Origin of the sequence: Gallaecimonas pentaromativorans (genome assembly GCF_003751625.1) — a bacterium.
In the GTDB taxonomy this organism is placed as follows: domain Bacteria; phylum Pseudomonadota; class Gammaproteobacteria; order Enterobacterales; family Gallaecimonadaceae; genus Gallaecimonas; species Gallaecimonas pentaromativorans.
Genome location: NZ_RJUL01000004.1, coordinates 43,078 through 63,317 on the forward strand (window position 1 = coordinate 43,078; position 20,240 = coordinate 63,317).

At 57.7% G+C, this 20,240-nt stretch carries 23 protein-coding genes; 16 read left to right on the forward strand and 7 right to left on the reverse strand.

The window, feature by feature from the left end; translation table 11 throughout:
- Nucleotides 1-86: 86 nt before the first annotated feature.
- Nucleotides 87-335, reverse strand: coding sequence for a Rossmann-fold NAD(P)-binding domain-containing protein (locus EDC28_RS20220; protein WP_211355725.1), 249 nt, complete (start codon nucleotides 333-335; stop codon nucleotides 87-89).
- Nucleotides 336-521: 186 nt separating this feature from the next.
- Between EDC28_RS20220 and EDC28_RS08205 the strand changes: the two genes are divergently transcribed.
- The 3 genes from EDC28_RS08205 (at nucleotide 522) to EDC28_RS08215 (ending at nucleotide 1,568) form a co-directional block, all read left to right on the forward strand.
- Entirely contained in the window at nucleotides 522-644 is a 123-nt protein-coding gene (locus EDC28_RS08205) for a hypothetical protein (protein ID WP_336391515.1), read from the forward strand.
- A 72-nt stretch (nucleotides 645-716) separates the two neighbouring features.
- Nucleotides 717-1,115, forward strand: a complete 399-nt coding sequence (locus tag EDC28_RS08210; RefSeq protein ID WP_123421278.1) for a hypothetical protein — start codon at nucleotides 717-719, stop codon at nucleotides 1,113-1,115.
- Nucleotides 1,116-1,148: 33 nt separating this feature from the next.
- A complete protein-coding gene (locus EDC28_RS08215; RefSeq protein WP_123421279.1) occupies nucleotides 1,149-1,568 on the forward strand; it encodes an META domain-containing protein in 420 nt (139 codons plus the stop codon).
- Here EDC28_RS08215 and EDC28_RS08220 read toward each other — a convergent pair.
- The 5 genes from EDC28_RS08220 to ubiG all read right to left on the reverse strand — a co-directional run bounded on the left by EDC28_RS08220 (nucleotide 1,565) and on the right by ubiG (nucleotide 7,332).
- Nucleotides 1,565-2,125 (reverse strand): GNAT family N-acetyltransferase, encoded by a 561-nt coding sequence (locus tag EDC28_RS08220; RefSeq protein ID WP_123421280.1) that lies wholly within the window; start codon nucleotides 2,123-2,125, stop codon nucleotides 1,565-1,567. The genes EDC28_RS08215 and EDC28_RS08220 overlap by 4 nt on opposite strands.
- A gap of 112 nt (nucleotides 2,126-2,237) precedes the next feature.
- On the reverse strand, nucleotides 2,238-3,368 hold the full coding sequence (gene nrdB, locus EDC28_RS08225) for a class Ia ribonucleoside-diphosphate reductase subunit beta (RefSeq protein WP_050658060.1): 1,131 nt from the start codon (nucleotides 3,366-3,368) through the stop codon (nucleotides 2,238-2,240).
- Nucleotides 3,369-3,409: 41 nt separating this feature from the next.
- Complete coding sequence (nrdA, locus tag EDC28_RS08230; RefSeq protein ID WP_123421281.1) at nucleotides 3,410-5,731, reverse strand: class 1a ribonucleoside-diphosphate reductase subunit alpha; 2,322 nt, start codon at nucleotides 5,729-5,731, stop codon at nucleotides 3,410-3,412.
- A gap of 246 nt (nucleotides 5,732-5,977) precedes the next feature.
- A complete protein-coding gene (locus tag EDC28_RS08235; RefSeq protein ID WP_123421282.1) occupies nucleotides 5,978-6,631 on the reverse strand; it encodes an HAD family hydrolase in 654 nt (217 codons plus the stop codon).
- Nucleotides 6,628-7,332, reverse strand: coding sequence for a bifunctional 2-polyprenyl-6-hydroxyphenol methylase/3-demethylubiquinol 3-O-methyltransferase UbiG (gene ubiG / locus EDC28_RS08240; RefSeq protein WP_123421283.1), 705 nt, complete (start codon nucleotides 7,330-7,332; stop codon nucleotides 6,628-6,630). Before ubiG ends, EDC28_RS08235 begins: the two co-directional genes overlap by 4 nt.
- A gap of 126 nt (nucleotides 7,333-7,458) precedes the next feature.
- Between ubiG and gyrA the strand changes: the two genes are divergently transcribed.
- The 11 genes from gyrA (at nucleotide 7,459) to EDC28_RS08295 (ending at nucleotide 18,559) form a co-directional block, all read left to right on the forward strand.
- Complete coding sequence (gyrA, locus tag EDC28_RS08245) at nucleotides 7,459-10,107, forward strand: DNA gyrase subunit A (RefSeq protein ID WP_123421284.1); 2,649 nt, start codon at nucleotides 7,459-7,461, stop codon at nucleotides 10,105-10,107.
- A 46-nt stretch (nucleotides 10,108-10,153) separates the two neighbouring features.
- On the forward strand, nucleotides 10,154-11,227 hold the full coding sequence (serC, locus tag EDC28_RS08250) for a 3-phosphoserine/phosphohydroxythreonine transaminase (protein WP_123421285.1): 1,074 nt from the start codon (nucleotides 10,154-10,156) through the stop codon (nucleotides 11,225-11,227).
- The gene (locus tag EDC28_RS08255; RefSeq protein ID WP_123421286.1) at nucleotides 11,220-11,798 is read left to right on the forward strand and encodes a chorismate mutase; all 579 of its coding nucleotides are present in this window, start codon (nucleotides 11,220-11,222) and stop codon (nucleotides 11,796-11,798) included. Before serC ends, EDC28_RS08255 begins: the two co-directional genes overlap by 8 nt.
- Before the next feature lies 1 nt (nucleotide 11,799).
- A complete protein-coding gene (gene aroA, locus EDC28_RS08260; protein WP_123421287.1) occupies nucleotides 11,800-13,071 on the forward strand; it encodes a 3-phosphoshikimate 1-carboxyvinyltransferase in 1,272 nt (423 codons plus the stop codon).
- Nucleotides 13,072-13,143: 72 nt separating this feature from the next.
- Nucleotides 13,144-13,833, forward strand: a complete 690-nt coding sequence (gene cmk, locus EDC28_RS08265; RefSeq protein ID WP_050658068.1) for a (d)CMP kinase — start codon at nucleotides 13,144-13,146, stop codon at nucleotides 13,831-13,833.
- A gap of 90 nt (nucleotides 13,834-13,923) precedes the next feature.
- Complete coding sequence (gene rpsA / locus EDC28_RS08270; RefSeq protein ID WP_050658069.1) at nucleotides 13,924-15,597, forward strand: 30S ribosomal protein S1; 1,674 nt, start codon at nucleotides 13,924-13,926, stop codon at nucleotides 15,595-15,597.
- 50 nt (nucleotides 15,598-15,647) lie between these two features.
- Nucleotides 15,648-15,938, forward strand: a complete 291-nt coding sequence (locus EDC28_RS08275) for an integration host factor subunit beta (protein ID WP_050658070.1) — start codon at nucleotides 15,648-15,650, stop codon at nucleotides 15,936-15,938.
- A gap of 32 nt (nucleotides 15,939-15,970) precedes the next feature.
- Nucleotides 15,971-16,300, forward strand: coding sequence for a LapA family protein (locus EDC28_RS08280; RefSeq protein ID WP_123421288.1), 330 nt, complete (start codon nucleotides 15,971-15,973; stop codon nucleotides 16,298-16,300).
- Nucleotides 16,301-16,303: 3 nt separating this feature from the next.
- A complete protein-coding gene (lapB, locus tag EDC28_RS08285; RefSeq protein ID WP_123421289.1) occupies nucleotides 16,304-17,473 on the forward strand; it encodes a lipopolysaccharide assembly protein LapB in 1,170 nt (389 codons plus the stop codon).
- A 9-nt stretch (nucleotides 17,474-17,482) separates the two neighbouring features.
- Nucleotides 17,483-18,184: an orotidine-5'-phosphate decarboxylase gene (gene pyrF / locus EDC28_RS08290; RefSeq protein WP_123421290.1), complete on the forward strand. Its 702-nt coding sequence runs from the start codon at nucleotides 17,483-17,485 to the stop codon at nucleotides 18,182-18,184.
- 60 nt (nucleotides 18,185-18,244) lie between these two features.
- The gene (locus tag EDC28_RS08295; protein WP_050658074.1) at nucleotides 18,245-18,559 is read left to right on the forward strand and encodes a ComEA family DNA-binding protein; all 315 of its coding nucleotides are present in this window, start codon (nucleotides 18,245-18,247) and stop codon (nucleotides 18,557-18,559) included.
- A gap of 10 nt (nucleotides 18,560-18,569) precedes the next feature.
- On the opposite strand, the gene rrtA is transcribed toward EDC28_RS08295, so the two are convergent.
- Entirely contained in the window at nucleotides 18,570-19,139 is a 570-nt protein-coding gene (rrtA, locus tag EDC28_RS08300) for a rhombosortase (RefSeq protein ID WP_170164066.1), read from the reverse strand.
- Nucleotides 19,140-19,186: 47 nt separating this feature from the next.
- Between rrtA and EDC28_RS08305 the strand changes: the two genes are divergently transcribed.
- Together EDC28_RS08305 and EDC28_RS08310 are read left to right on the forward strand one after the other, a co-directional pair.
- Entirely contained in the window at nucleotides 19,187-19,753 is a 567-nt protein-coding gene (locus EDC28_RS08305; protein ID WP_050658076.1) for a tRNA-uridine aminocarboxypropyltransferase, read from the forward strand.
- Between the two features lie 9 nt (nucleotides 19,754-19,762).
- Nucleotides 19,763-20,170 (forward strand): acyl-CoA thioesterase, encoded by a 408-nt coding sequence (locus EDC28_RS08310; RefSeq protein ID WP_050658077.1) that lies wholly within the window; start codon nucleotides 19,763-19,765, stop codon nucleotides 20,168-20,170.
- Nucleotides 20,171-20,240 lie beyond the last annotated feature (70 nt).

Consider the following 20,240-nt stretch of genomic DNA (forward strand, 5'->3'; position numbering starts at 1 on the left):
CTTCAAGCCCCTGCTGGCGCCTTTGGCCGGTTTCTGCGACAGTGAGCTTAACTAACAAAGGAGGGGCCATGAAAAAATGGGCCTTTTTAATGGCGCTGGGCCTTGGCGCCTGTACCAGCGTACCCCCGGAAGGGGTGGACGCCCGCATGCACCAGTGGCAGGGCTACAGCATCGGCCTGGATGCAGCGCACGCCCTGGGCGGTCAATTGGTCAATCTGCTTGCGGTGCTGGCGGTAGGTCATGATGACCGGCCGGCCTTGTTCCAAAAAGCGGTGAACCAGGTGCAGCCCGACGCGCTGGGCGGCGCCGGTAATAAGCACGGGATTGGCCGTCATTTGGCTTTCTCAACAGTTAAAGTCAAACTGGGCAGTCATACTACCTGCTTGGCCGTTTTGGATCATCTCATGCCGTCACTTTTGTACAGTCGTTGTCCCCTACTTCTTAGTCGCTAGCTCGTTGATGTATTTCCCAGGGGAGGCGACGGCCTCTTCCAAGACGTTATCTTCTATCCCTCGCCGCAGGTGCAAATCAAACGTATGGTGTGCTCCATCCTGGCCGGTTACGCCTGGGACAAAACCAACCCCTACGTCAAAGAGTCCAGCCGGCGCTTGGGGACTCTGGCCGAGATCTGCCGGGCTGGATGAACCGCTTCAAGCCCCTGCTGGCGCCTTTGGCCGGTTTCTGCGACAGTGAGCTTAACTAACAAAGGAGGGGCCATGAAAAAATGGGCCTTTTTAATGGCGCTGGGCCTTGGCGCCTGTACCAGCGTACCCCCGGAAGGGGTGGACGCCCGCATGCACCAGTGGCAGGGCTACAGCGCTGAAGCGTTGATGGACAAATGGGGCGTACCCGCCCAGACCAACAAGGTAGAAGGCCAGGACTGGCTTATCTACCGCGACACCAAAACCGGCTCTAAACCCAGCATCGGCATCGGGGTCGGAGGTGGCTCGGGTAACGTGTTTGGCTCCCTTGGTACCGTTTTTGGCGGCGGCCCCAGCGTGGACGGCTGCACCCGCCAGGTGGTGGTGGTGGACGGTAAAGTCTCGCAGATCCGCTGGCAGGGCGATCCTAAGCTATGCTGGGAGTTGACGCCGTCACCGACCGGCAGTCAGTAACGCCAAACAGGCTGGCAGACAGGGAGGTCAATCATGAAAAAGGCGTTAGGAATGATGGGCTTGGTGCTTGGGCTTTGTGCCTGCCAAAGTGCCAGCGATCCCGGCTTTTACGACAACCTCTGGCGCCTTGATGCCAGTCAAGTCAAAGGCCCCCTGGCCACCGCCGCCCGCTCGGTCAAAGGCATTACCCTCAAACTCAGCTCCGACGGTCGCTTAAGCGGTGAGGGCGGTTGTAACCGCTACTTTGCCGACTACCAACTGGTAAATGGCGCCGCCATGACGGTGGGGCATATCGGCAGTACCAAAATGGCCTGTATGGGGGAGCTGATGCAGGCCGAGGGGCTTTATCTTGATCGGCTGCAAAAGGCCAACTGGCTGGAGCGTGACGGCGCCAATCTCAAGCTGTTCTCCGACGGCTTTGAAAGCCCGCTGGTGTTTGTGCCGAGCCCTTAATCGGACTCCAGCACTTCGCGGTTTTGCCGCAGATCCATATTCACCCGCAGCAGGCCGTCTTCCATGATGGTGCGGGTGGGAAGCCCGGCCCGGCGAAACACCCCAATCATGCCGCGGTTTTGCGGTAGCACTTCAGCAATAAACTCCTCTACGCCTTGTTCCCTGGCAATTTTCAGCAGGTGCTGAAAAAGAATGCTGCCCACTCCGAGGTTTTGCAGGCTATCGAGCACAGCGCAGGCAAACTCGGCCCTTTTCACCTTGCTGCCCGGCAGCAGGATGTAACGGCCTATGCCCAGGGCCTCTTCTTCGCCTTTCTCGCTGTAATGGCCGGCGGCAATGGCCACGTGGCTTTCAAAGTCCACATCGGTAAAGCGGGCCGCTTCGTCCAGGCTCATCTGCCATTTGGGGCGCATGAAGCGGTAGTAGATGGAGCGGTCCGACATGTGCTCGTAGGCTTTGAGCAGCGCGTATTTGTCTTCCCGGCGGATGGCGCGGACAAAGACGGGGGTGCCGTCTTTCATGCGGTCAAAGGACAGATAATGGCGGGCGTTGATCATGGGCGGCTCAACCGGAATTTGCGCATAGTGTAACCACTTATGAGTGCAAACACAGGATCTGGATCAACAGCGCGGAGGAGTTGTTAAAAACCCCGCCGAAGCGGGGTTTGGTTTAGAGGTCGAAGTCGTCCAGATCGCCTAAGTCGACGTTGGCGTCGATTTGCCCCACCAGGTAGGAGCTTATTTCCGACTCCTGAGGCGCCACCTGCACGTTGTCTGACACCAGCCAGGCGTTGATCCAGGGGATGGGGTTGGAGGCGGTGGCAAAGGCCGGGGCCAGACCGACCGCGTTCATCCGCACGTTGGTGATGTATTCCACGTATTGGCTGAGGATGGACTCGTTAAGGCCGATCATCGAGCCGTCTTTAAACAGATATTTGGCCCAGGCCTTTTCCTGCTCGGCGGCGCGTTTGAAGAGCTCTTCGCACTCGGCGCGGCATTCAATGGCGATCTCCGCCCATTCGTTGCCTTCCTTGCCGTCGCGCATCAGGTTCAGAATCTGCTGAGTGCCAGCCAGGTGCAGTGCTTCGTCGCGGGCGATGAACTTGATGATCTTGGCGTTGCCTTCCATCAGTTTGCGCTCGGCAAAGGCAAAGGAGCAGGCAAAGCTGACGTAAAAGCGGATGGCTTCCAGAGCGTTGACCGCCATCATGCACAGGTACAGCTTTTTCTTGAGGTCGCGAAGCGCGATCTCATAGGTTTTGCCGGCCACCACATGGGTGCCTTCGCCGTGCAGTTGCCAAATTTGGGTGTATTCGATGAGCACATCGTAATAACCGGCAATTTCGTCGGCGCGCTTTTGGATTTCTTCGTTCATCACGATGTCGTCGAACACCTTGGACGGGTCGGCGACGATATTACGGATGATGTGGGTGTAGGAGCGCGAGTGAATGGTCTCGGAAAAAGACCAAGTCTCAATCCAGGTTTCCAGCTCAGGGATAGACACCAGCGGCAGCAGCGCCACGTTGGGGCTGCGACCCTGGATGGAGTCCAGCAGGGTCTGGTATTTGAGGTTGGACAGGAAAATGTGCTGCTCGTGCTCGGGCAGCTGGGCAAAGTCGACGCGGTCTTTGGAGACGTCCACTTCTTCGGGGCGCCAGAAGAACGACAGCTGCTTTTCGATCAGCTTTTCAAAGACTTCGTATTTTTGTTGATCATACCGGGCCACGTTGACCGGCTGGCCGAAGAACATCGGTTCGGTCAGGGCGTTGTTGTTGACCCGGCTGAAAGTGGTGTAACGCATTGGTAGCTCCCTGAGAAAGGGGGGCCAAGCCCCCCTTTAAATCAAATCTTGCAAGCGCCGCCGGCACAGCCGTCGTCGTCTTCTTCCACCGCAACCGTGGCCTGGGGCAGGGAAGCGGCGGTGACGGTAAAGTCCTTTTGGGCGTCCGCCGCACCGTCACGGGTGTTGTGGTAGTAAAGGGTCTTCACACCGTACTTATAGGCGGTGAGCAGGTCTTTGATCATCGACTGCATCGGCACCTTGCCGCCCGGGAATTTGGCCGGATCGTAGTTGGTGTTGGCACTGATGGACTGGTCGATGAACTTTTGCATGATGCCCACCAGCTGCAGGTAACCGTCGTTGTTGGGAATGTCCCACAGCAGTTCGTAGGCGTCCTTGAGCTGCTCGAAATCCGGTACCACTTGGCGCAGGATGCCGTCTTTGGAGGCCTTCACCGAGATGTGGCCGCGCGGCGGCTCGATGCCGTTGGTGGCGTTGGAAATTTGCGAGCTGGTCTCGGACGGCATCAGCGCTGACAGGGTGCTGTTACGCAGGCCGTGCTGGACGATGTCTTTACGCAGCTGCTCCCAATCGAGGTGCAGCGGCTCTTCGACTATCTTGTCCAAATCCTTTTTGTAGCTGTCGATGGGCAGCACGCCTTTGGCGTAGGTGGTTTCTTCGAACATCGGGCAGGCGCCGCGCTCTTTGGCCAGTTCCATGGAGGCTTTGAGCAGGTAGTACTGCATGGCTTCGAAGGTTTTGTGGGTCAGGCCGTTGGCGGAGCCGTCAGAGTAACGCACGCCGTTTTTGGCCAGATAGTAGGCGTAGTTGATAACGCCCACGCCCAGGGTGCGGCGGCCCATGGTGGCGATGTGCGCGGCTTTAACCGGGTAGTCCTGGTAGTCCAGCAGGCTATCGAGGGCCCGCACGGAAAGCTCAGCCAGCTCTTCAAACTCGCTGACATCATTGATGGCGCCGAGGTTAAAGGCCGACAGGGTGCAAAGGGCAATCTCGCCGTTTTCGTCGTTGATATCCATCAGCGGCTTGGTGGGCAGGGCGATCTCCAGGCACAGGTTGGACTGGCGCACCGGCGCCACCGCCGGGTCGAAGGGACTGTGGGTGTTGCAGTGGTCGACGTTCTGAATGTAGATACGGCCGGTGGAGGCGCGCTCGGACAGCAGCAGGGAGAACAGATCTACCGCTTTGAGGGTCTTCTTGCGAATAGACTCGTCCTGCTCGTATTTGGCGTACAGTTCTTCAAACTTGGCCTGATCGGCAAAGAAGGCATCGTACAGGCCGGGCACGTCAGAGGGGCTGAACAGGGTGATGTCGCCGCCCTTGATGAGGCGCTGGTACATCAGGCGGTTGAGCTGCACGCCGTAGTCCATATGGCGGACCCGGTTTTCCTCAACGCCACGGTTGTTCTTCAGCACCAGCAGGTTTTCCACTTCCAGGTGCCACATGGGATAGAACAGGGTGGCCGCGCCGCCCCGGACCCCGCCTTGGGAGCAGGATTTAACGGCGGTCTGGAAGTGCTTGTAGAAGGGGATACAGCCGGTGTGGAAAGCTTCACCACCGCGAATGGGGCTACCCAGGGCGCGGATGCGGCCAGCGTTGATACCGATACCGGCACGCTGGGAGACGTACCGGACGATGGCGGCCGCAGTGGCGTTGATGGAATCGAGGCTGTCGCCGGTTTCGATCAGTACGCAGGAGCTGAACTGACGAGTAGGCGTGCGCACACCGCTCATGATGGGGGTGGGCAGCGACAGCTTAAAGGTGGACACGGCGTCGTAGAAACGCTTGATGTAATCCAAACGGGTGTCGTGGGGGTAGTCGGCAAACAGGCAGGCCGCTACCAGGATGTACAGGAACTGGGCAGACTCGTAAATCTCGCCGGTCACCCGGTTTTGTACTAGGTATTTGCCTTCAAGCTGCTTGACTGCCGCGTAGGAGAAATTCATGTCGCGGCTGTGGTCGAGAATGTCGTTCAGAGCATCGAAGTCGCTGCGCGAATAGTCGCTCAGCAGGTGCTCGTCGTATTTGCCCATCTCCACCATGTTGCTGACATGGTCAAACAGGTGGGGCGGCTCGAATTCGCCGTAGGCTTTTTTGCGCAGGTGGAACACCGCCAGGCGAGCAGCCAGGTATTGGTAGTCCGGCGCTTCTTCGTTTATCAGGTCGGCAGAGGCCTTGATCAGGGTCTCGTGGATATCCGCCGTCTTTATGCCATCGTAGAACTGGATTTGGGCACGCAGTTCCACCTGGGATACAGACACATTGTTAAGGCCTTCGGCAGCCCAGGTAACCACACGATGGATCTTCTCAAGATCAATGGATTCCTGTTGGCCGTTACGCTTGGTGACGAGGAGGTTCTTGTTCATGACGTACCTATCGGACTTTTCCCTAAGCTTGCGCCAGCAAAGACGGCGACACTGGCGTATGTTTCTTGTGCATTAGATACACAAGATGTTGGGTTTGGTTTTGATTTTAGAAACAAGATAGTGAGGTATGGGCAGTCTTTCAAGGTGTAAAAGTGACGGCTTTTTGACCCCGTTAGTGGCCACTAACCTAAATGGGGTCGGCTTTGCCTAAGTTGTCAAAATGCAAGCCCCGATCAAAAAAACCGATCAGCTGTTTGATCGTGTGATCTTGCACCACTTCAGCAGATCCTCCGGTGCCGCCAGCACCGCCTTGGCCGGCCAATCGGGGTGGCTGTCGTCCACATAGCCCCAACTGGCCACAAAGCCATGCATGCCGGCGCCCTGGGCCGCTTCCATGTCGGTCAGGGCATCACCAAGATAAAGGCACTGGCCAGGAGCCACCCCCATCAGCTGGGCGGCATGAAGGAGCGGCGCCGGGTCAGGCTTGCGACTGGCAAGGGTGTCGCCACAAACCAGCGCCTTGCAGGCATCAAGCGCCGGAAAATGGGGCAGGGCAGCCACTGTCAGGTGGGTCACCTTGTTGGTGACGATGCCCCAGGGAATGGCCGCTGCATCCAGCGCGCCAATCAGTTGGCTGACCCCCTCAAAAAGCCGGGTCTCGGCAGAGATGTCGCGCAGGTAGGCGTCCCAAAAGGCCTGGCGCAGCGTTTCTTGCTCAAAGGCCCCTTCGCCAAAGCCCAAGGTCAGCAGGCTTTTGGTGCCGTGGGTAGCATGGGGGCGCACCTCGGCCAGGGTTTTTAAGGGCAGGTTGTGGGCGGCCAGCACTTCGTTTAGCGCCCGGCGAAGGTCGGGCGCGGTATCAAGTAAGGTGCCGTCGAGGTCGAAAAGAACCGCGCTCATGCCGGTTTCCGGGCGGCGACCAGGTAGTTCATGTCCAGTTTTTCGGAGCGGCTGAACTGGCCGGTCAAGAGGTTGTAGCTCATGCCCACCGCTTTTAAAGGAATAAGCCCGGCGTTGTCGCAAAAGGCCATCAGCTCGGCCGGCTTGATGAATTTTTGAAAGTCATGGGTGCCAGCGGGCAACCAGCGCAGGATGCGCTCGGCGGCAAAGACGCCAAGGGCCCAGGCTTTGGGGGTGCGGTTAAGGGTAGAGAACACCAGCATGCCGCCGGGCTTACAGAGCTTGGCGCAGGCGCTCACCACCGATTGTGGGTCCGGTACGTGCTCGAGCATCTCCATGCAGGTCACCACATCAAACTGGCCGGGCAGCTCTTCGGCCAGGGCTTCGGCGGTTATTTGCCGGTATTCGAGCGCCACCCCCACTTCTTCTGCGTGGGCACGGGCCACGTTCAGCGGCTCGGTGCCCATGTCAGCGCCGGTGACCACCGCGCCCAGGCGGGCCATGGACTCACTTAAAATGCCGCCGCCGCAACCGATATCGACGATACGCTTATTGCCAATGCCATCGGCCATTTCCTCAACGAAGGCCAGGCGCACCGGGTTCAACTGGTGCAGGGGCTTAAATTCCCCTTCTTTATCCCACCAGCGGTGGGCCATGGCTTCGAACTTGGCAATTTCAGTGTTATCTACGTTGTTATTCATCTTTACCTTCCGACATTGGCAGACGGGCCATTATAGCCCTGAGTGCGTTGCCTTTTCATGGTCAACGTCGACCGTTGTGGTATAGTGGCTCACTTTGTTGGAAGACCTTTAAAAGGGACGACTGAGATGAGCGATCTGGCCAAAGAAATCGTACCGGTCAGCATCGAGGATGAGCTCAAAAGCTCCTACCTTGATTACGCCATGAGCGTTATCGTCGGCCGGGCGCTGCCCGATGTTCGCGATGGCCTCAAGCCGGTACACCGGCGTGTTCTGTTTGCCATGAACGAACTGGGCAACGACTGGAACAAAGCCTATAAGAAATCGGCCCGTGTGGTAGGGGATGTTATTGGTAAATACCACCCCCACGGTGATTCGGCGGTCTACGACACCATAGTGCGTCTGGCCCAGCCTTTTTCCATGCGTTACACCCTGGTAGACGGCCAGGGCAACTTCGGCTCCGTGGACGGCGACTCTGCCGCCGCCATGCGTTATACCGAAGTGCGGATGGCCAAGATCTCCCACGAGCTGCTGGCGGATCTGGACAAAGAAACTGTCGATTTCGTTCCCAACTACGACAATACCGAACAAATCCCCGATGTCTTGCCGACCCGTGTGCCGAACCTCTTGGTTAATGGCGCTGCCGGTATTGCCGTGGGTATGGCCACCAACATTCCGCCCCATAACTTAAAAGAAGTGGTGGGCGGCTGTGTGGCGTTGATTGATAACCCGGATTTGACCATCGACGAGCTGATGGAATACATCCCGGGCCCCGATTTCCCCACCCACGGCATCATCAACGGTAAAAGCGGTATCCGCGACGCCTACCACACCGGCCGCGGCAAGATTTACATCCGTGCCCGCGCCGAAGTGGAAGTCAACGAAGACAATGGCCGCGAGACCATCATCGTTCACGAGCTGCCCTACCAGGTAAACAAAGCACGGCTGATTGAAAAGATTGCCGAGCTGGTTAAGGAAAAACGCCTCGAGGGCATCAGCGCCCTGCGCGACGAGTCCGATAAAGACGGCCTGCGGGTGGTTATCGAACTCAAGCGCGGCGAAGCCGGCGAAGTGGTACTGAACAAGCTCTACTCCCTGACCCAGATGCAGGTAGTGTTCGGCATCAACATGGTGGCGCTGGACCAAAACCAGCCGCGCCTCTTTAACCTCAAAGATGCCCTTGAGTGCTTTATCAATCACCGCCGTGAAGTGGTGACCCGCCGCACCATTTATGAGCTGCGTAAAGCCCGCGAGCGCGCCCATGTGCTGGAAGGCCTGGCCATTGCCCTGGCCAACATCGACCCGGTTATCGAGCTTATCCGCCGCAGCCCGACCCCGGCTGAGGCCAAAGCTGGCCTGGTTAGCACCCCTTGGGAGCTCGGTAACGTAGCAGCCATGCTCGAAGGCGCTGGCACCGACGCCGCACGCCCTGAGCACCTTGAGCCGCAATACGGCATCCGTGACGGCAAATACTTCCTGACCGAAGTGCAGGCCCAGGCCATTTTGGATCTGCGTCTGCACCGCCTGACCGGCCTTGAGCACGAGAAGATCCTCGACGAGTACAAAGGCCTGCTGGATCTCATCAAAGAGCTGCTGTTCATCCTGGCCTCCCCTGAGCGCCTGATGGAAGTTATTCGTGAAGAGCTGGTGGCCATCTCCGAGCAATATGGTGACGAGCGCCGCACCGAGATCAGCGAGTCTTCTGCCGATATCTCCATCGAAGATCTGATCAATGAAGAAGACGTGGTAGTAACCCTCTCCCACGAGGGTTACGTGAAATACCAGGTCCTGACCGATTACGAGGCCCAGCGCCGCGGCGGTAAAGGCAAAGCAGCCACCAAGATGAAGGATGAAGACTTCATCGAGCAGCTGCTGGTAGCCAACACCCACGACACCATCCTATGCTTCTCCAGCCGTGGCCGCCTCTATTGGCTGAAGGTGTACCAGCTGCCGCTGGCCAGCCGCACCGCCCGTGGCCGCCCCATCATCAACCTGCTGCCCCTGGAAGCAGACGAGCGCATCACCGCCATTTTGCCGGTGCGCGAGTATGAGGAAGGCAAGTACATCTTTATGGCTACCGCCTTTGGTACCGTGAAGAAAACCGCCTTGACCGAATACAGCCGCCCGCGCTCCAGCGGCATCATCGCCGTTAACCTCAACGACGGCGACCAGCTGATTGGCGTGACCATCACCGACGGCAGCAACGAGATCATGTTGTTCTCCGATGCCGGTAAAGTGGTGCGCTTCAAGGAAGGGGAGGAATCCCCTGTACTGGACGAGCAAGGCAACCCGGTGTTGGACGAAAACAGCCAGGTACAGATGAGCTTCAAAGGTGTCCGGCCTATGGGCCGCGGCGCCACCGGGGTACGCGGTATCAGCCTGGAAGACGGCCAGTCTGTGGTGTCCATGGTTATCCCCAGAGAAGGCGTGGACATCCTCACCGTGACCGAAAACGGTTATGGTAAGCGTACCGAGCAGGCCGAGTATCCGGCCAAGAGCCGGGCCACCAAAGGGGTGGTATCCATCAAGGTCTCCGAGCGTAACGGCAAGGTGGTGGGTGCGGTAGCAGTTGAAGAAGGCGATGAAATTATGCTTATCTCCAACCGTGGCACCCTGGTGCGCACCCGGGTCAATGAAGTGTCCCGAGTCGGCCGTAACACCCAGGGCGTGACCATCATTCGTACCGCAACGGATGAGAAGGTTGTCGGCTTGCAGCGCATCGCCGAGGTGGATGAAGAAATCGTCCCCGAGGCGCAAGGCGAAAACGCCGACGAGTAATTCAAAAGCGGCCATGGGGCCGCTTTTTGTTTTTAGATAGGGTCGTATGAACAACGTATTCAATTTTTGCGCAGGTCCCGCCATGCTTCCGCCGGCGGTGATGCAACGTGCCCAGAGCGAGATGATTGACTGGCAGGGCCGCGGCGTGTCGGTGATGGAAGTGTCCCATCGCGACAAGCCCTTTATGGCGGTTGCGGCCAAGGCCGAAGCCGACCTTCGGGAATTGATGGCCATTCCTAACAACTACAAAGTGTTGTTCCTGGCCGGCGGCGGCCGCAGCCAGTTCACCGCCGTGCCCTTGAACCTGTTAAAGGAAGGCGAACAGGCCGACTACCTCATTACCGGCCAATGGTCCAAAGCTGCTTATGAGGAGGCCAAGCGCTTTCGCGACGTGGCCATCGCTGGCGAAATCGATATGAGCCAAAAGCCCATCTCGCTGCCCACTGATATCAAGGTACGTGACGGGGCCAAGTACCTGCACTATTGCCCCAACGAAACCGTCGATGGCATCGAGATGTTCGAGGAACCCAATGTAGCGGTGCCGCTGGTGGCGGATATGTCCTCTTGCATCCTGTCGCGCCAGATTGATGTGTCCAAGTACGGCCTCATTTATGCCGGTGCCCAAAAGAACATCGGCCCCTCTGGGCTGGTGGTGGTGATCGTCCGTGACGATCTGCTTCGTGACGACCTGGTGGTGCCCTGTATCTGGGATTACACCAAGCAAGCCGAGCAGGGCTCCATGCTCAACACCCCGCCGACTTATTCCTGGTACCTGGCCGGGTTGGTGTTCGAATGGCTCAAAGAGGTGGGGGGCGTTGCCGCCATGGAAGCGCATAACGCTGCCAAGGCTGAGCTGCTGTACGGCGCTATCGATAGCATTGGGCTGTATCAAAACCTGGTGGCCCCGAGCTGCCGCTCACGGATGAACGTGGTGTGGCAACTTAAAGATGAAAGCCTCAACGAGGCCTTCCTTGCCGAAGCCGAAGCCCTGGGGCTGATGGCCCTTAAAGGCCACCGGTTTGTGGGCGGTATGCGCGCCTCCATGTATAACGCCATGCCGCTGGAAGGTACCCAGGCCTTGGTGACCTTCATGGCGGACTTTGCCAAGCGCCATGGCTGATCTCAGCGCCCTGCGCCAGCAGATAGAGGAGATAGACAATCGCTTGCTGGCTCTGCTCAGCCAGCGGTTGCTGGTGGCCGACGAGCTTGGCGAACTTAAAGGGGGCAGGGTGTTTGACCCTGCCCGCGAGTTTGCCCTGGTCGAGCAGCACGTGGAGAGCTTTACCGAGCTGCCGGCGCCGCTGGTGCGCCAGTTTAGCCGCGACCTCATCTCCCTATGCCGGGCCCGCCAGGGGCCGTTTCGCATTGCCAGCCTGCAACCGCCGCTGGTGCATGCGCTGCTTGGCCGCTATACCCAAACCCTGCCAAGCGATGCTCCCTTCGAGGCGGTGTTCGAAGGGCAGGCACAAGGGGTATTGTGGCTCGGCGACCTGCCAGACTCCCTGGCCGGGTTGCTACCTGCTGCCACTTTCGCTTATGAGGGGCAGCAGGGCTTTTTGCTGACCGCCCAAGGCGCCACCGGTGGTGCCTGGCAACTGAGTGACAAGGCACCCGGCCAAGGCGTGGGTGCCAGATGGTTTTTGATTTCCGGGCATCAGTTTGATGCCTGGCCCTTACTCTCGGAAGATTGATATGGAATTACTGACACTGGCCGCCGGCGGTACTGTTGCCGGAACCTTGTCTATGCCTGGTTCAAAATCCCTGTCCAACCGGGCATTGCTGCTGAGCGCCTTCTGCGCGGCGCCCACCGCCTTGAGTAACGTGCTGGACGCTGACGACATCCGCCATATGCGCGGCGCCTTCAAGGCGTTGGGGGTGGCGGTGGCCGAGCAGGGCGAAAGTCTTGTCGTTCAGGGCCCCTGGCAGCCCGGCACGCCGGCCGAGCCGATTTTCCTCGGTAATGCCGGCACCGCCATGCGCCCCTTGACCGCTGCCCTGGCTCTTACCCCTGGCACCTTTGAACTGGTGGGCGAGCCGCGCATGTATGAGCGGCCCATCGGCGATCTGGTGGACGCCCTTCGGCAACTGGGCGCCGACATCGGCTATTTGGGTGAAGATGGCTACCCACCCCTTAAAATCAACGGTAAGAAACTGGCCGGCGGCACCCTGAGCGTTAAAGGGGATCTGTCCAGCCAGTTCCTGTCAGCGCTGCTCATGGCCGCGCCTCTGTGTGAAGGGGACGTCACCATCAAGGTGGATGGTGAGCTGGTCTCCAAACCCTATGTGGAACTGACCCTGGGGCTGATGGCTATTTTCGGCGTCACCGCCGAGCGCCCCGACGACCAGACCTTTGTCATCAAGGGGGCCTGCCAGTACCAAAGCCCCGGTAATTACTATGTGGAAGGGGACGCGTCTTCCGCCTCCTATTTTGCCGCTGCCGGCGCCATTGGTGGTGACGTCACCATCAAGGGTCTTTTCAAAGGCATGCTGCAAGGTGATGTGGATTTTGTCGACGCCCTCGAGCAAATGGGCGCCAAGGTCCAGTGGGGCGAACATCAGGTGCGGGTGCAAAAAGGCGAGCTCAAAGGCATTGATATCGATGCCAACGCCATTCCCGATGCGGCCATGACCCTGGCCACCACAGCGCTTTTTGCCGAGGGGCAGACCGTTATTCGCAACATCTACAATTGGCGCCTTAAAGAAACCGACCGGCTGCACGCCATGGCGACGGAGCTGAAAAAGGTGGGCGCCGAGGTGGAAGAAGGGCAGGACTTTATCAAGGTCAGCCGCGGCAAAGCCATCCGTTATGCCGAGATTGATACCTATAACGATCACCGCATGGCCATGTGTTTTGCCTTGCTGGCTCTTGGCAACAGCACCATGGGGATTCGCGATCCCAAGTGCACCGCCAAGACCTTTCCGGATTTCTTTGCGCGTTTTGCGGCAATCCGTAAAGGTATTTGAAAGACTTTTGCCCTATAATGCGCGCCCGACGCCTGCAGGCTTTAGCCTGTATCCGTAGAAATGGAGGATTTTATGGCTGAACTGGTACCCGTCGTTACCGTAGACGGACCAAGCGGCGTAGGCAAAGGCACCCTGTGCCAATTGCTGGCGGACAGGCTCGGTTGGCACTTCCTTGACTCCGGTGCCATCTACCGGGTGCTGGCCCTGGCGGCGCTGCATCATCAGTGCCCCTTGGAAGACGAGGAAGCCCTGGTGCCGCTGGCCGCGCACTTGGACGTGCAGTTTGAGCCAGCAGCCGAAGGGGTGAAGGTCATCCTCGAAGGCGAGGATGTCACCAAAGCCATTCGTACCCAGGAAGTGGCCGGTACTGCCTCGCAAGTGGCGGCCTTCCCACGGGTGCGCGAAGCACTGCTGCGCCGTCAGCGGGCCTTTCAGAAGGCGCCTGGCCTGGTGGCCGACGGCCGGGACATGGGCACGGTGGTCTTTAAAACGGCCCCGGTGAAACTGTTTCTGACCGCCAGCGCCGAAGTCCGCGCCGAGCGCCGATACCAGCAGTTGCTGGCCTCAGGGCAGGATGCTAAAATCGAACGTCTTTTAACCGAGATCCGTGAGCGTGACGAACGCGATGCCAATCGCGCCGTGGCGCCACTGAAGCCAGCGGAGGATGCTCTGGTCATTGATACCAGCCATCTTTCTATCGAGCAGGTGCTCGATGCCGCTTGGCAGGCGGTCTGTGCCAAGATACCGGCACTGGCCAATTAAGAACCCTTCTGCGCCAAGGAACGGTGTAGAACACATGAACAACCCCATGTCGGATGGATGCCACATGGTTTGTTAAATAAGCAGACACACATGACTGAATCATTTGCTCAACTGTTCGAAGAAAGCTTGAAAGAGATCGAAACCCGCCCGGGTTCCATCGTTAAAGGTACTGTTGTTCGCGTTCAAAAGGACATCGTACTGGTCGACGCTGGTCTGAAATCTGAGTCCGCTATTCCTGCCGAACAGTTCAAAGATGCCAACGGCGAAATCACCGTAGCTGTAGGTGACGTTGTTGACGTCGCGCTGGACACCGTAGAAGACGGCTTCGGCGAGACCATCCTGTCTCGTGAGAAAGCCAAACGCTACGAAGCCTGGCTGGTTCTCGAGAAAGCTTACGAAGAAAACGCCACTGTTATCGGTATCATCAACGGTAAAGTTAAAGGCGGTTTCACTGTCGATCTGGACGGCATCCGTGCCTTCCTGCCTGGTTCTCTGGTTGACGTTCGTCCTATCCGTGACACTGCTCACCTGGAAAACAAAGACCTGGAATTCAAGGTCATCAAGCTGGACCAGAAGCGCAACAACGTTGTTGTTTCCCGTCGCGCTGTGATCGAATCTGAGAACAACGTTGAGCGTGAGCAACTGCTGCAAAACCTGCAAGAAGGTATGGAAGTCAAAGGTATCGTTAAGAACCTGACTGACTACGGTGCCTTCGTTGACCTGGGTGGCGTTGACGGCCTGCTGCACATCACCGACATGGCTTGGAAGCGCGTTAAGCATCCTTCCGAGATCGTCAATGTTGGCGATGAAATCACCGTCAAGGTACTGAAGTTCGACCGTGAGCGTACCCGTGTATCTCTGGGCCTGAAGCAACTGGGCGCCGATCCGTGGGTTTCCATCGCCGAGCGTTACCCTGAAGGTCACAAGCTCAAAGGCCGCGTGACCAACCTGACCGACTACGGCTGCTTCGTTGAAATCGAAGAAGGCGTTGAAGGCCTGGTACACGTTTCCGAAATGGACTGGACCAACAAAAACATCCACCCCTCCAAGGTTGTTAACCTGGGCGACGAAGTGGAAGTTATGGTTCTGGACATCGACGAAGAGCGTCGTCGCATCTCCCTGGGTCTCAAGCAGTGCAAACTCAACCCCTGGGAAGAGTTCGCTGGCCGCTTCAACAAGGGCGACCAAGTCTCCGGTAAGATCAAGTCCATTACTGACTTCGGTATCTTCATCGGTCTGGACGGCGGCATCGACGGTCTGGTTCACCTGTCCGACATTTCCTGGAACGCTACCGGTGAAGAAGCCGTACGTGAGTACAAAAAAGGCGAAGAAATCACCGCAGTTGTTCTGCAAGTGGATGCCGAGCGCGAGCGCATCAGCCTGGGCGTGAAGCAACTGGAAGCCGATCCTTTCAACAACTACCTGAACGATAAGAAGAAAGGTGCTATCGTTAACGGTACCGTGATCGCTGTAGACGCCAAAGGTGCTACCATCGATCTGGGTGAAGGTGTTGAGGGCTACCTGCGTGCCTCCGATATTTCTCGTGAGCGCATCGAAGACGCTTCCACCGTGCTGAAAGCCGGCGAAGAAGTTGAAGCCAAGTTCATGGGTGTTGATCGTAAAAACCGCACCATCTCCCTGTCCATCCGCGCTAAGGATGAAGCAGACGAGCGTGATGCCATCGATCACCTGAACAACCAGGACGACGTGGTTATTCCTAACGCCATGGCTGAAGCTTTCAAAGCTGCTAAGAGCGAAGACTAATCAGGCGGGTGGGGTTTTGGCCCCACCCTCTTTGGCGCCGAGGAAACCTTATGACCAAATCAGAACTCATCGAGAGTTTGACCGCCAAGTACACCGACCTGCCCGCGCGGGATCTGGAACTGGCAGTTAAAGAAATTCTGGAACAGATGGCCAACACCCTGGAAGCAGGGGAGCGCATCGAGATCCGGGGATTTGGCAGTTTTTCCCTGCATTACCGGGCACCGCGGGTTGGGCGTAATCCCAAGACCGGGGATTCGGTGGAGCTGCCTGCCAAGCAGGTACCCCACTTCAAGCCGGGTAAGGAACTGCGGGAAAGGGTCAATCTGAGCGCTGGTTCCTGATCAGTATTTAAGAAAAAAAGGCATGCGAGAGCATGCCTTTTTTGTGTCTGAGGCCGCTTTTAGGCAATAATAGCGGCGTTCGATTTTGGCCCACAGGAGGTGCGGTGCTAACCCTCATCAAATGGCTTGTTGCCGTCGTTATCTTTATCCTGGCTCTGGCTGTTGGTGCCGAAAATGCCCAACCTGTTGCCGTTAACTATCTGGTTGCCCAGAAAACCTTCTCTTTGGGGCAGTGGCTGGGGATCGCCTTTGCTTTTGGTGCCTTACTGGCTTTTATTGTGCTTGGCAGCCTGTGCTGGGTACAAAAGCGCAGAATCGCCCTCCTGCAGCGCAAGTTGAGCGCCAAACAAAAAGACGCCTGATTTATGGTTGAACTTCTGTTCCTGCTTTTGCCCATTGCGGCCGGTTACGGCTGGTACATGGGCCGTCGCAGTGTGCGCCAGGAACGGGAGGTTCACCGTAACCGACTCTCTCAGCGTTACTTCAAGGGCCTTAATTTCCTGCTCTCCGACCAGCCCGACAAAGCGGTGGACTTGTTCATCGACATGCTGGCGGTAGACTCCCAGACCCTCGAAACCCATATGGCACTGGGTAACCTTTTTCGCCGCCGTGGTGAAGTCGACCGGGCCATTCGCATTCACCAGAACCTAGTGGCTCGCCCCTCTATCGGAGAGGAAGACCGGCGTCTTGCCATGCTGGAGCTTGGCCAGGACTTCATGGTGGCCGGGCTCTATGACCGGGCCGAGAATATCTTTGATGAACTCAAGGACGACCCTGAGCATAGCCAACAGGCCCAAGAGCAATTGCTGGCCATCTATCAGCACACCAAGGACTGGCACCAAGCCATCAAGGTGGCCAAGCGCATGGGTAAAGACAGGCCCATGGCCATTACCCGCGCCCTGAGTCACTTCTACTGCCAGTTAGCCGGGCTTGCCCTTGATAAGGGCAATAGTCGTGAAGCCCTCAAGGAATACAAGAAAGCCTTGGATGTGGACAGCGGCTGCACCCGTGCTCGTGAAGGCCTTGCCAAGCTCTACCGCGACGGCGGGCAACTCGAAGAGGCGCTCGCGGTATTGGTGCCGGTGATCAGTACTGACCCTGATAACAGCTCCGAAGTGTTGCCTGTCATAGCTGACCTTTTTAGCCGCCTGGGTGACAGCGAAGGCTACTACAACTTTCTTGCCAAAGCCGTCAGCCAGGACAGCGGCGTTTCGGTAGTGCTGGCTTACGCCGACCTCACGCAAGCGCAAGCCGGTATTGGCAGCGCCGAAGCACTGCTGCTTGATGAGCTAAAACGCCACCCCACTCTCAAAGGCTTTCGCCGCCTTATTCAGTATCAGCGCGAGAAGGTCGCCGAGCCTTCAGCCAAGGAGAGTCTCAACCTGCTGGCCGAGCTGGTTGAGCAACAGATCCGTATTCGCCCCACTTATCGCTGTCGCCACTGCGGTTTTAGCGCCAACAAGCGCTACTGGCTCTGTCCATCTTGCCAGCAGTGGGGGCAAATCAAACCCATCCGTGGCCTGGATGGTGACTAAGGAGAACCCATGCCAAATAAGCCTGTCGTCGTTGCGCTGGATTTTGATGACAAAGCCAAAGCCCTGGCGCTGGTTGACCAGCTCGACCCGCAACAGTGCCGCCTGAAAGTCGGCAAGGAAATGTTTACCCTCTTTGGCCCCGATTGGGTGAAAACCCTGGTCGATAAAGGGTTCGATGTTTTTCTCGACCTTAAATTTCACGACATTCCCAATACCGTGGCCAAAGCCGTGGCCGCAGCGGCGGAGCTGGGCGTGTGGATGGTCAACGTCCACGCCAGTGGTGGCCGCCGGATGATGGAAGCGGCCAAAGCGGCCTTGGCACCTTATGGCGATAAAGCGCCGCTGCTGATTGCGGTTACGGTGCTGACCTCCATGACCGATGAAGAGCTTCAGGAGCTTGGCGTCAGCGCTACGAGCGCCGAAGAGCAGGTTTTGCTCCTGGCTTCTTTGACCCAGGCTGCCGGCCTTGACGGTGTGGTGTGCTCGGCCAAGGAAGCTCCGCAACTTAAAGCGACCCTTGGCCAGGACTTTAAACTGGTAACCCCGGGGATCCGCCCGGCTGGCAGCGACGCTGGCGACCAGCGCCGGGTACTGACTCCGAAAGAGGCTTTGGCGGCCGGTTCGGATTACCTGGTTATTGGCCGGCCTATTACCCAGGCAGACGACCCCATGGCGGTGCTTGGCGCCATTAATGACAGCCTGAAAAACTGACTATACTTACCTCTGAGCTAAGGAAGTGCTCATCTGGGACAACCAAGGTAAGGACAACCTATGAAACGGACTTTGCAATTGCTGTTACTGGCGGCCAGTGTACTGGCCTGCAATGTGGCTTTGGCGGTAGACGTCGATAAGACGACAACTGACCAAGGGGTTGTGCAAGAGACTGCTGAAGCCATTGATATCAATTCTGCCTCGGCAGAGGAAATCGCCCACACACTCAAGGGCGTCGGAGCGAAAAAGGCAGCGCTTATTGTTGAATACAGAGAGGCCCATGGCCCTTTTACCAGCCTTGAAGACCTCAAGAAGGTAAAAGGTCTTGGAGAAAAGCTTCTCAGCGCGAACGCCGATAAAATTCGCTTTAAATAACAAGGGGCCGTCAGGCCCCTTTTCTTTTGCGCCAAACAATACTAACCAGCCACCAGGGTAGCACCGCCATGGCCCCGAACAAGTGGGCATCGGTTGCCACCGGCGCGCCGATAAGGGCGATGGTTTCAGCTGCGGCGCCATGCCACTGCTCCCAGCCTATCTTGGCTATCACTCCGATGATGATAAGCCAGCCGGTTTTCTCGCCTCGGCGAATGTCTTCCAGTGCGCCCATCAGCAATAGGCCATGCAAAATACCCGAAAGCCCAACGTACCATTGAAGGGCAGGGCAGAAGGCCAGTAACCCAAGGCTGCTGGCCACACTCAGGTAACCCAAGCGGCCCCACCAACCCCAAAAGCGGTAATAGCGGCCATGGAGCCAGCCAATAACCAGGGTGCCAGCACTGTTCATGGCCAGATGCCAGCCATTGGTATGCAGCAAATGGCCGGTGACGAGCCGCCAAAGCTGGCCGTCGAGGATGGCTTGGCGTTGGTACATCAATTGCTGGTGCAGATCGGCCGGCAGCAGCATCAACAGGCTGGCCAACAGGATCAGGCTGAAAGCTCCGACCAGATGTGGCATCAATGGCAAACTCTTTTTAGAATGGGCCTCCATCCTAAGGGGGAGTCATGGCCCGAGCAAGTTGCCCAAAGTGCAATCGTTTGATAATTCACTGTATTTGTGCGCTGATCCGGCCTTTGGCATGCCGCACCCAGGTAACCCTGGTGCAATATCCCGGCGAGGAAAACCACCCTCTGGGTACCGCAGCATTGGTGCAAGGCGCGTTGGATTGTGCCTTGCTCCGTACCGACGCGCTGCTCGCGGCGCCAGCCTGGCCGGATGGAACGGCTCTGTTGTTTCCGGGGGAAGAGGCCAGCAACCTCGCCACCTTAGCTAGTGCGCCGCCCCATCTGGTGGTATTGGATGGCACCTGGCGCAAGGCCCTTCGGCTCTACGAGCAGAGCCCGGCACTCAAGGCCTTGCCTAAGGTGTGTTTACCCCAAGGGGCAGCGAGCCGCTATCGGCTTCGCAGTACCCGCAAAAAAAGTGCCTTGAGCACGGTAGAGGCGGTGATGATGGCCCTTGCCATCATCGAACCGGGTATCGATTTATCTCCCCTTGAAGACGGTTTCGAGGGGCTCATTGAGCGGGCAATGACCCGCCTGCCGGCATCGGTTCGGCAACAATATCTATAAGGAAATCCCATGGCAGTACACCACACCCTGATCAAGGTTCGCGGCTATCACCTGGACGTCTACCAGCATGTCAACAATGCCCGCTACCTAGAGTTTCTCGAAGAAGCCCGCTGGGGCTGGCTGGAAGACTCGGGTGAGCTGGCTTGGTTCCAGGCTCACAAGCTGGCCTTTGTGGTTGTTAACATCAACATTAATTACCGCGCCGCGGCCACCCTTGGCCATACCCTTCGCATCAAAACCCAGCTTGCCGAACTGGGTGAGCGCTCTGGTGTGGTGCGCCAGGAAATTTATTTTGATGGCTCCGACACCCTGGTAGCGGACGCAGCCATTACCTTTGTGTGTATGGACCAACGCACCGGCAAAGCTGTTGCCATGGAGGGAGAGCTGGCGACCTTTTTGCAAAAACACCTAGAGTGAATTTGACGAAAACGTTACAATGCGCCCGACCCTACAACAGAGGCCGGAGTGCAGCATGGAACACCATGAC

What these genes read in the sequence shown, in the direction of transcription:
- EDC28_RS20220 (WP_211355725.1), bottom strand. Translation starts at nt 335, where the DNA reads ATGACGGCCAATCCCGTGCTTATTACCGGCGCCGCCCAGCGCGTCGGG.
- EDC28_RS08210 (WP_123421278.1), top strand. Translation starts at nt 717, where the DNA reads ATGAAAAAATGGGCCTTTTTAATGGCGCTGGGCCTTGGCGCCTGTACC.
- EDC28_RS08215 (WP_123421279.1), top strand. Translation starts at nt 1,149, where the DNA reads ATGAAAAAGGCGTTAGGAATGATGGGCTTGGTGCTTGGGCTTTGTGCC.
- EDC28_RS08220 (WP_123421280.1), bottom strand. Translation starts at nt 2,125, where the DNA reads ATGATCAACGCCCGCCATTATCTGTCCTTTGACCGCATGAAAGACGGC.
- nrdB (WP_050658060.1), bottom strand. Translation starts at nt 3,368, where the DNA reads ATGCGTTACACCACTTTCAGCCGGGTCAACAACAACGCCCTGACCGAA.
- nrdA (WP_123421281.1), bottom strand. Translation starts at nt 5,731, where the DNA reads ATGAACAAGAACCTCCTCGTCACCAAGCGTAACGGCCAACAGGAATCC.
- EDC28_RS08235 (WP_123421282.1), bottom strand. Translation starts at nt 6,631, where the DNA reads ATGAGCGCGGTTCTTTTCGACCTCGACGGCACCTTACTTGATACCGCG.
- ubiG (WP_123421283.1), bottom strand. Translation starts at nt 7,332, where the DNA reads ATGAATAACAACGTAGATAACACTGAAATTGCCAAGTTCGAAGCCATG.
- gyrA (WP_123421284.1), top strand. Translation starts at nt 7,459, where the DNA reads ATGAGCGATCTGGCCAAAGAAATCGTACCGGTCAGCATCGAGGATGAG.
- serC (WP_123421285.1), top strand. Translation starts at nt 10,154, where the DNA reads ATGAACAACGTATTCAATTTTTGCGCAGGTCCCGCCATGCTTCCGCCG.
- EDC28_RS08255 (WP_123421286.1), top strand. Translation starts at nt 11,220, where the DNA reads ATGGCTGATCTCAGCGCCCTGCGCCAGCAGATAGAGGAGATAGACAAT.
- aroA (WP_123421287.1), top strand. Translation starts at nt 11,800, where the DNA reads ATGGAATTACTGACACTGGCCGCCGGCGGTACTGTTGCCGGAACCTTG.
- cmk (WP_050658068.1), top strand. Translation starts at nt 13,144, where the DNA reads ATGGCTGAACTGGTACCCGTCGTTACCGTAGACGGACCAAGCGGCGTA.
- rpsA (WP_050658069.1), top strand. Translation starts at nt 13,924, where the DNA reads ATGACTGAATCATTTGCTCAACTGTTCGAAGAAAGCTTGAAAGAGATC.
- EDC28_RS08275 (WP_050658070.1), top strand. Translation starts at nt 15,648, where the DNA reads ATGACCAAATCAGAACTCATCGAGAGTTTGACCGCCAAGTACACCGAC.
- EDC28_RS08280 (WP_123421288.1), top strand. Translation starts at nt 15,971, where the DNA reads ATGCCTTTTTTGTGTCTGAGGCCGCTTTTAGGCAATAATAGCGGCGTT.
- lapB (WP_123421289.1), top strand. Translation starts at nt 16,304, where the DNA reads ATGGTTGAACTTCTGTTCCTGCTTTTGCCCATTGCGGCCGGTTACGGC.
- pyrF (WP_123421290.1), top strand. Translation starts at nt 17,483, where the DNA reads ATGCCAAATAAGCCTGTCGTCGTTGCGCTGGATTTTGATGACAAAGCC.
- EDC28_RS08295 (WP_050658074.1), top strand. Translation starts at nt 18,245, where the DNA reads ATGAAACGGACTTTGCAATTGCTGTTACTGGCGGCCAGTGTACTGGCC.
- rrtA (WP_170164066.1), bottom strand. Translation starts at nt 19,139, where the DNA reads ATGCCACATCTGGTCGGAGCTTTCAGCCTGATCCTGTTGGCCAGCCTG.
- EDC28_RS08305 (WP_050658076.1), top strand. Translation starts at nt 19,187, where the DNA reads ATGGCCCGAGCAAGTTGCCCAAAGTGCAATCGTTTGATAATTCACTGT.
- EDC28_RS08310 (WP_050658077.1), top strand. Translation starts at nt 19,763, where the DNA reads ATGGCAGTACACCACACCCTGATCAAGGTTCGCGGCTATCACCTGGAC.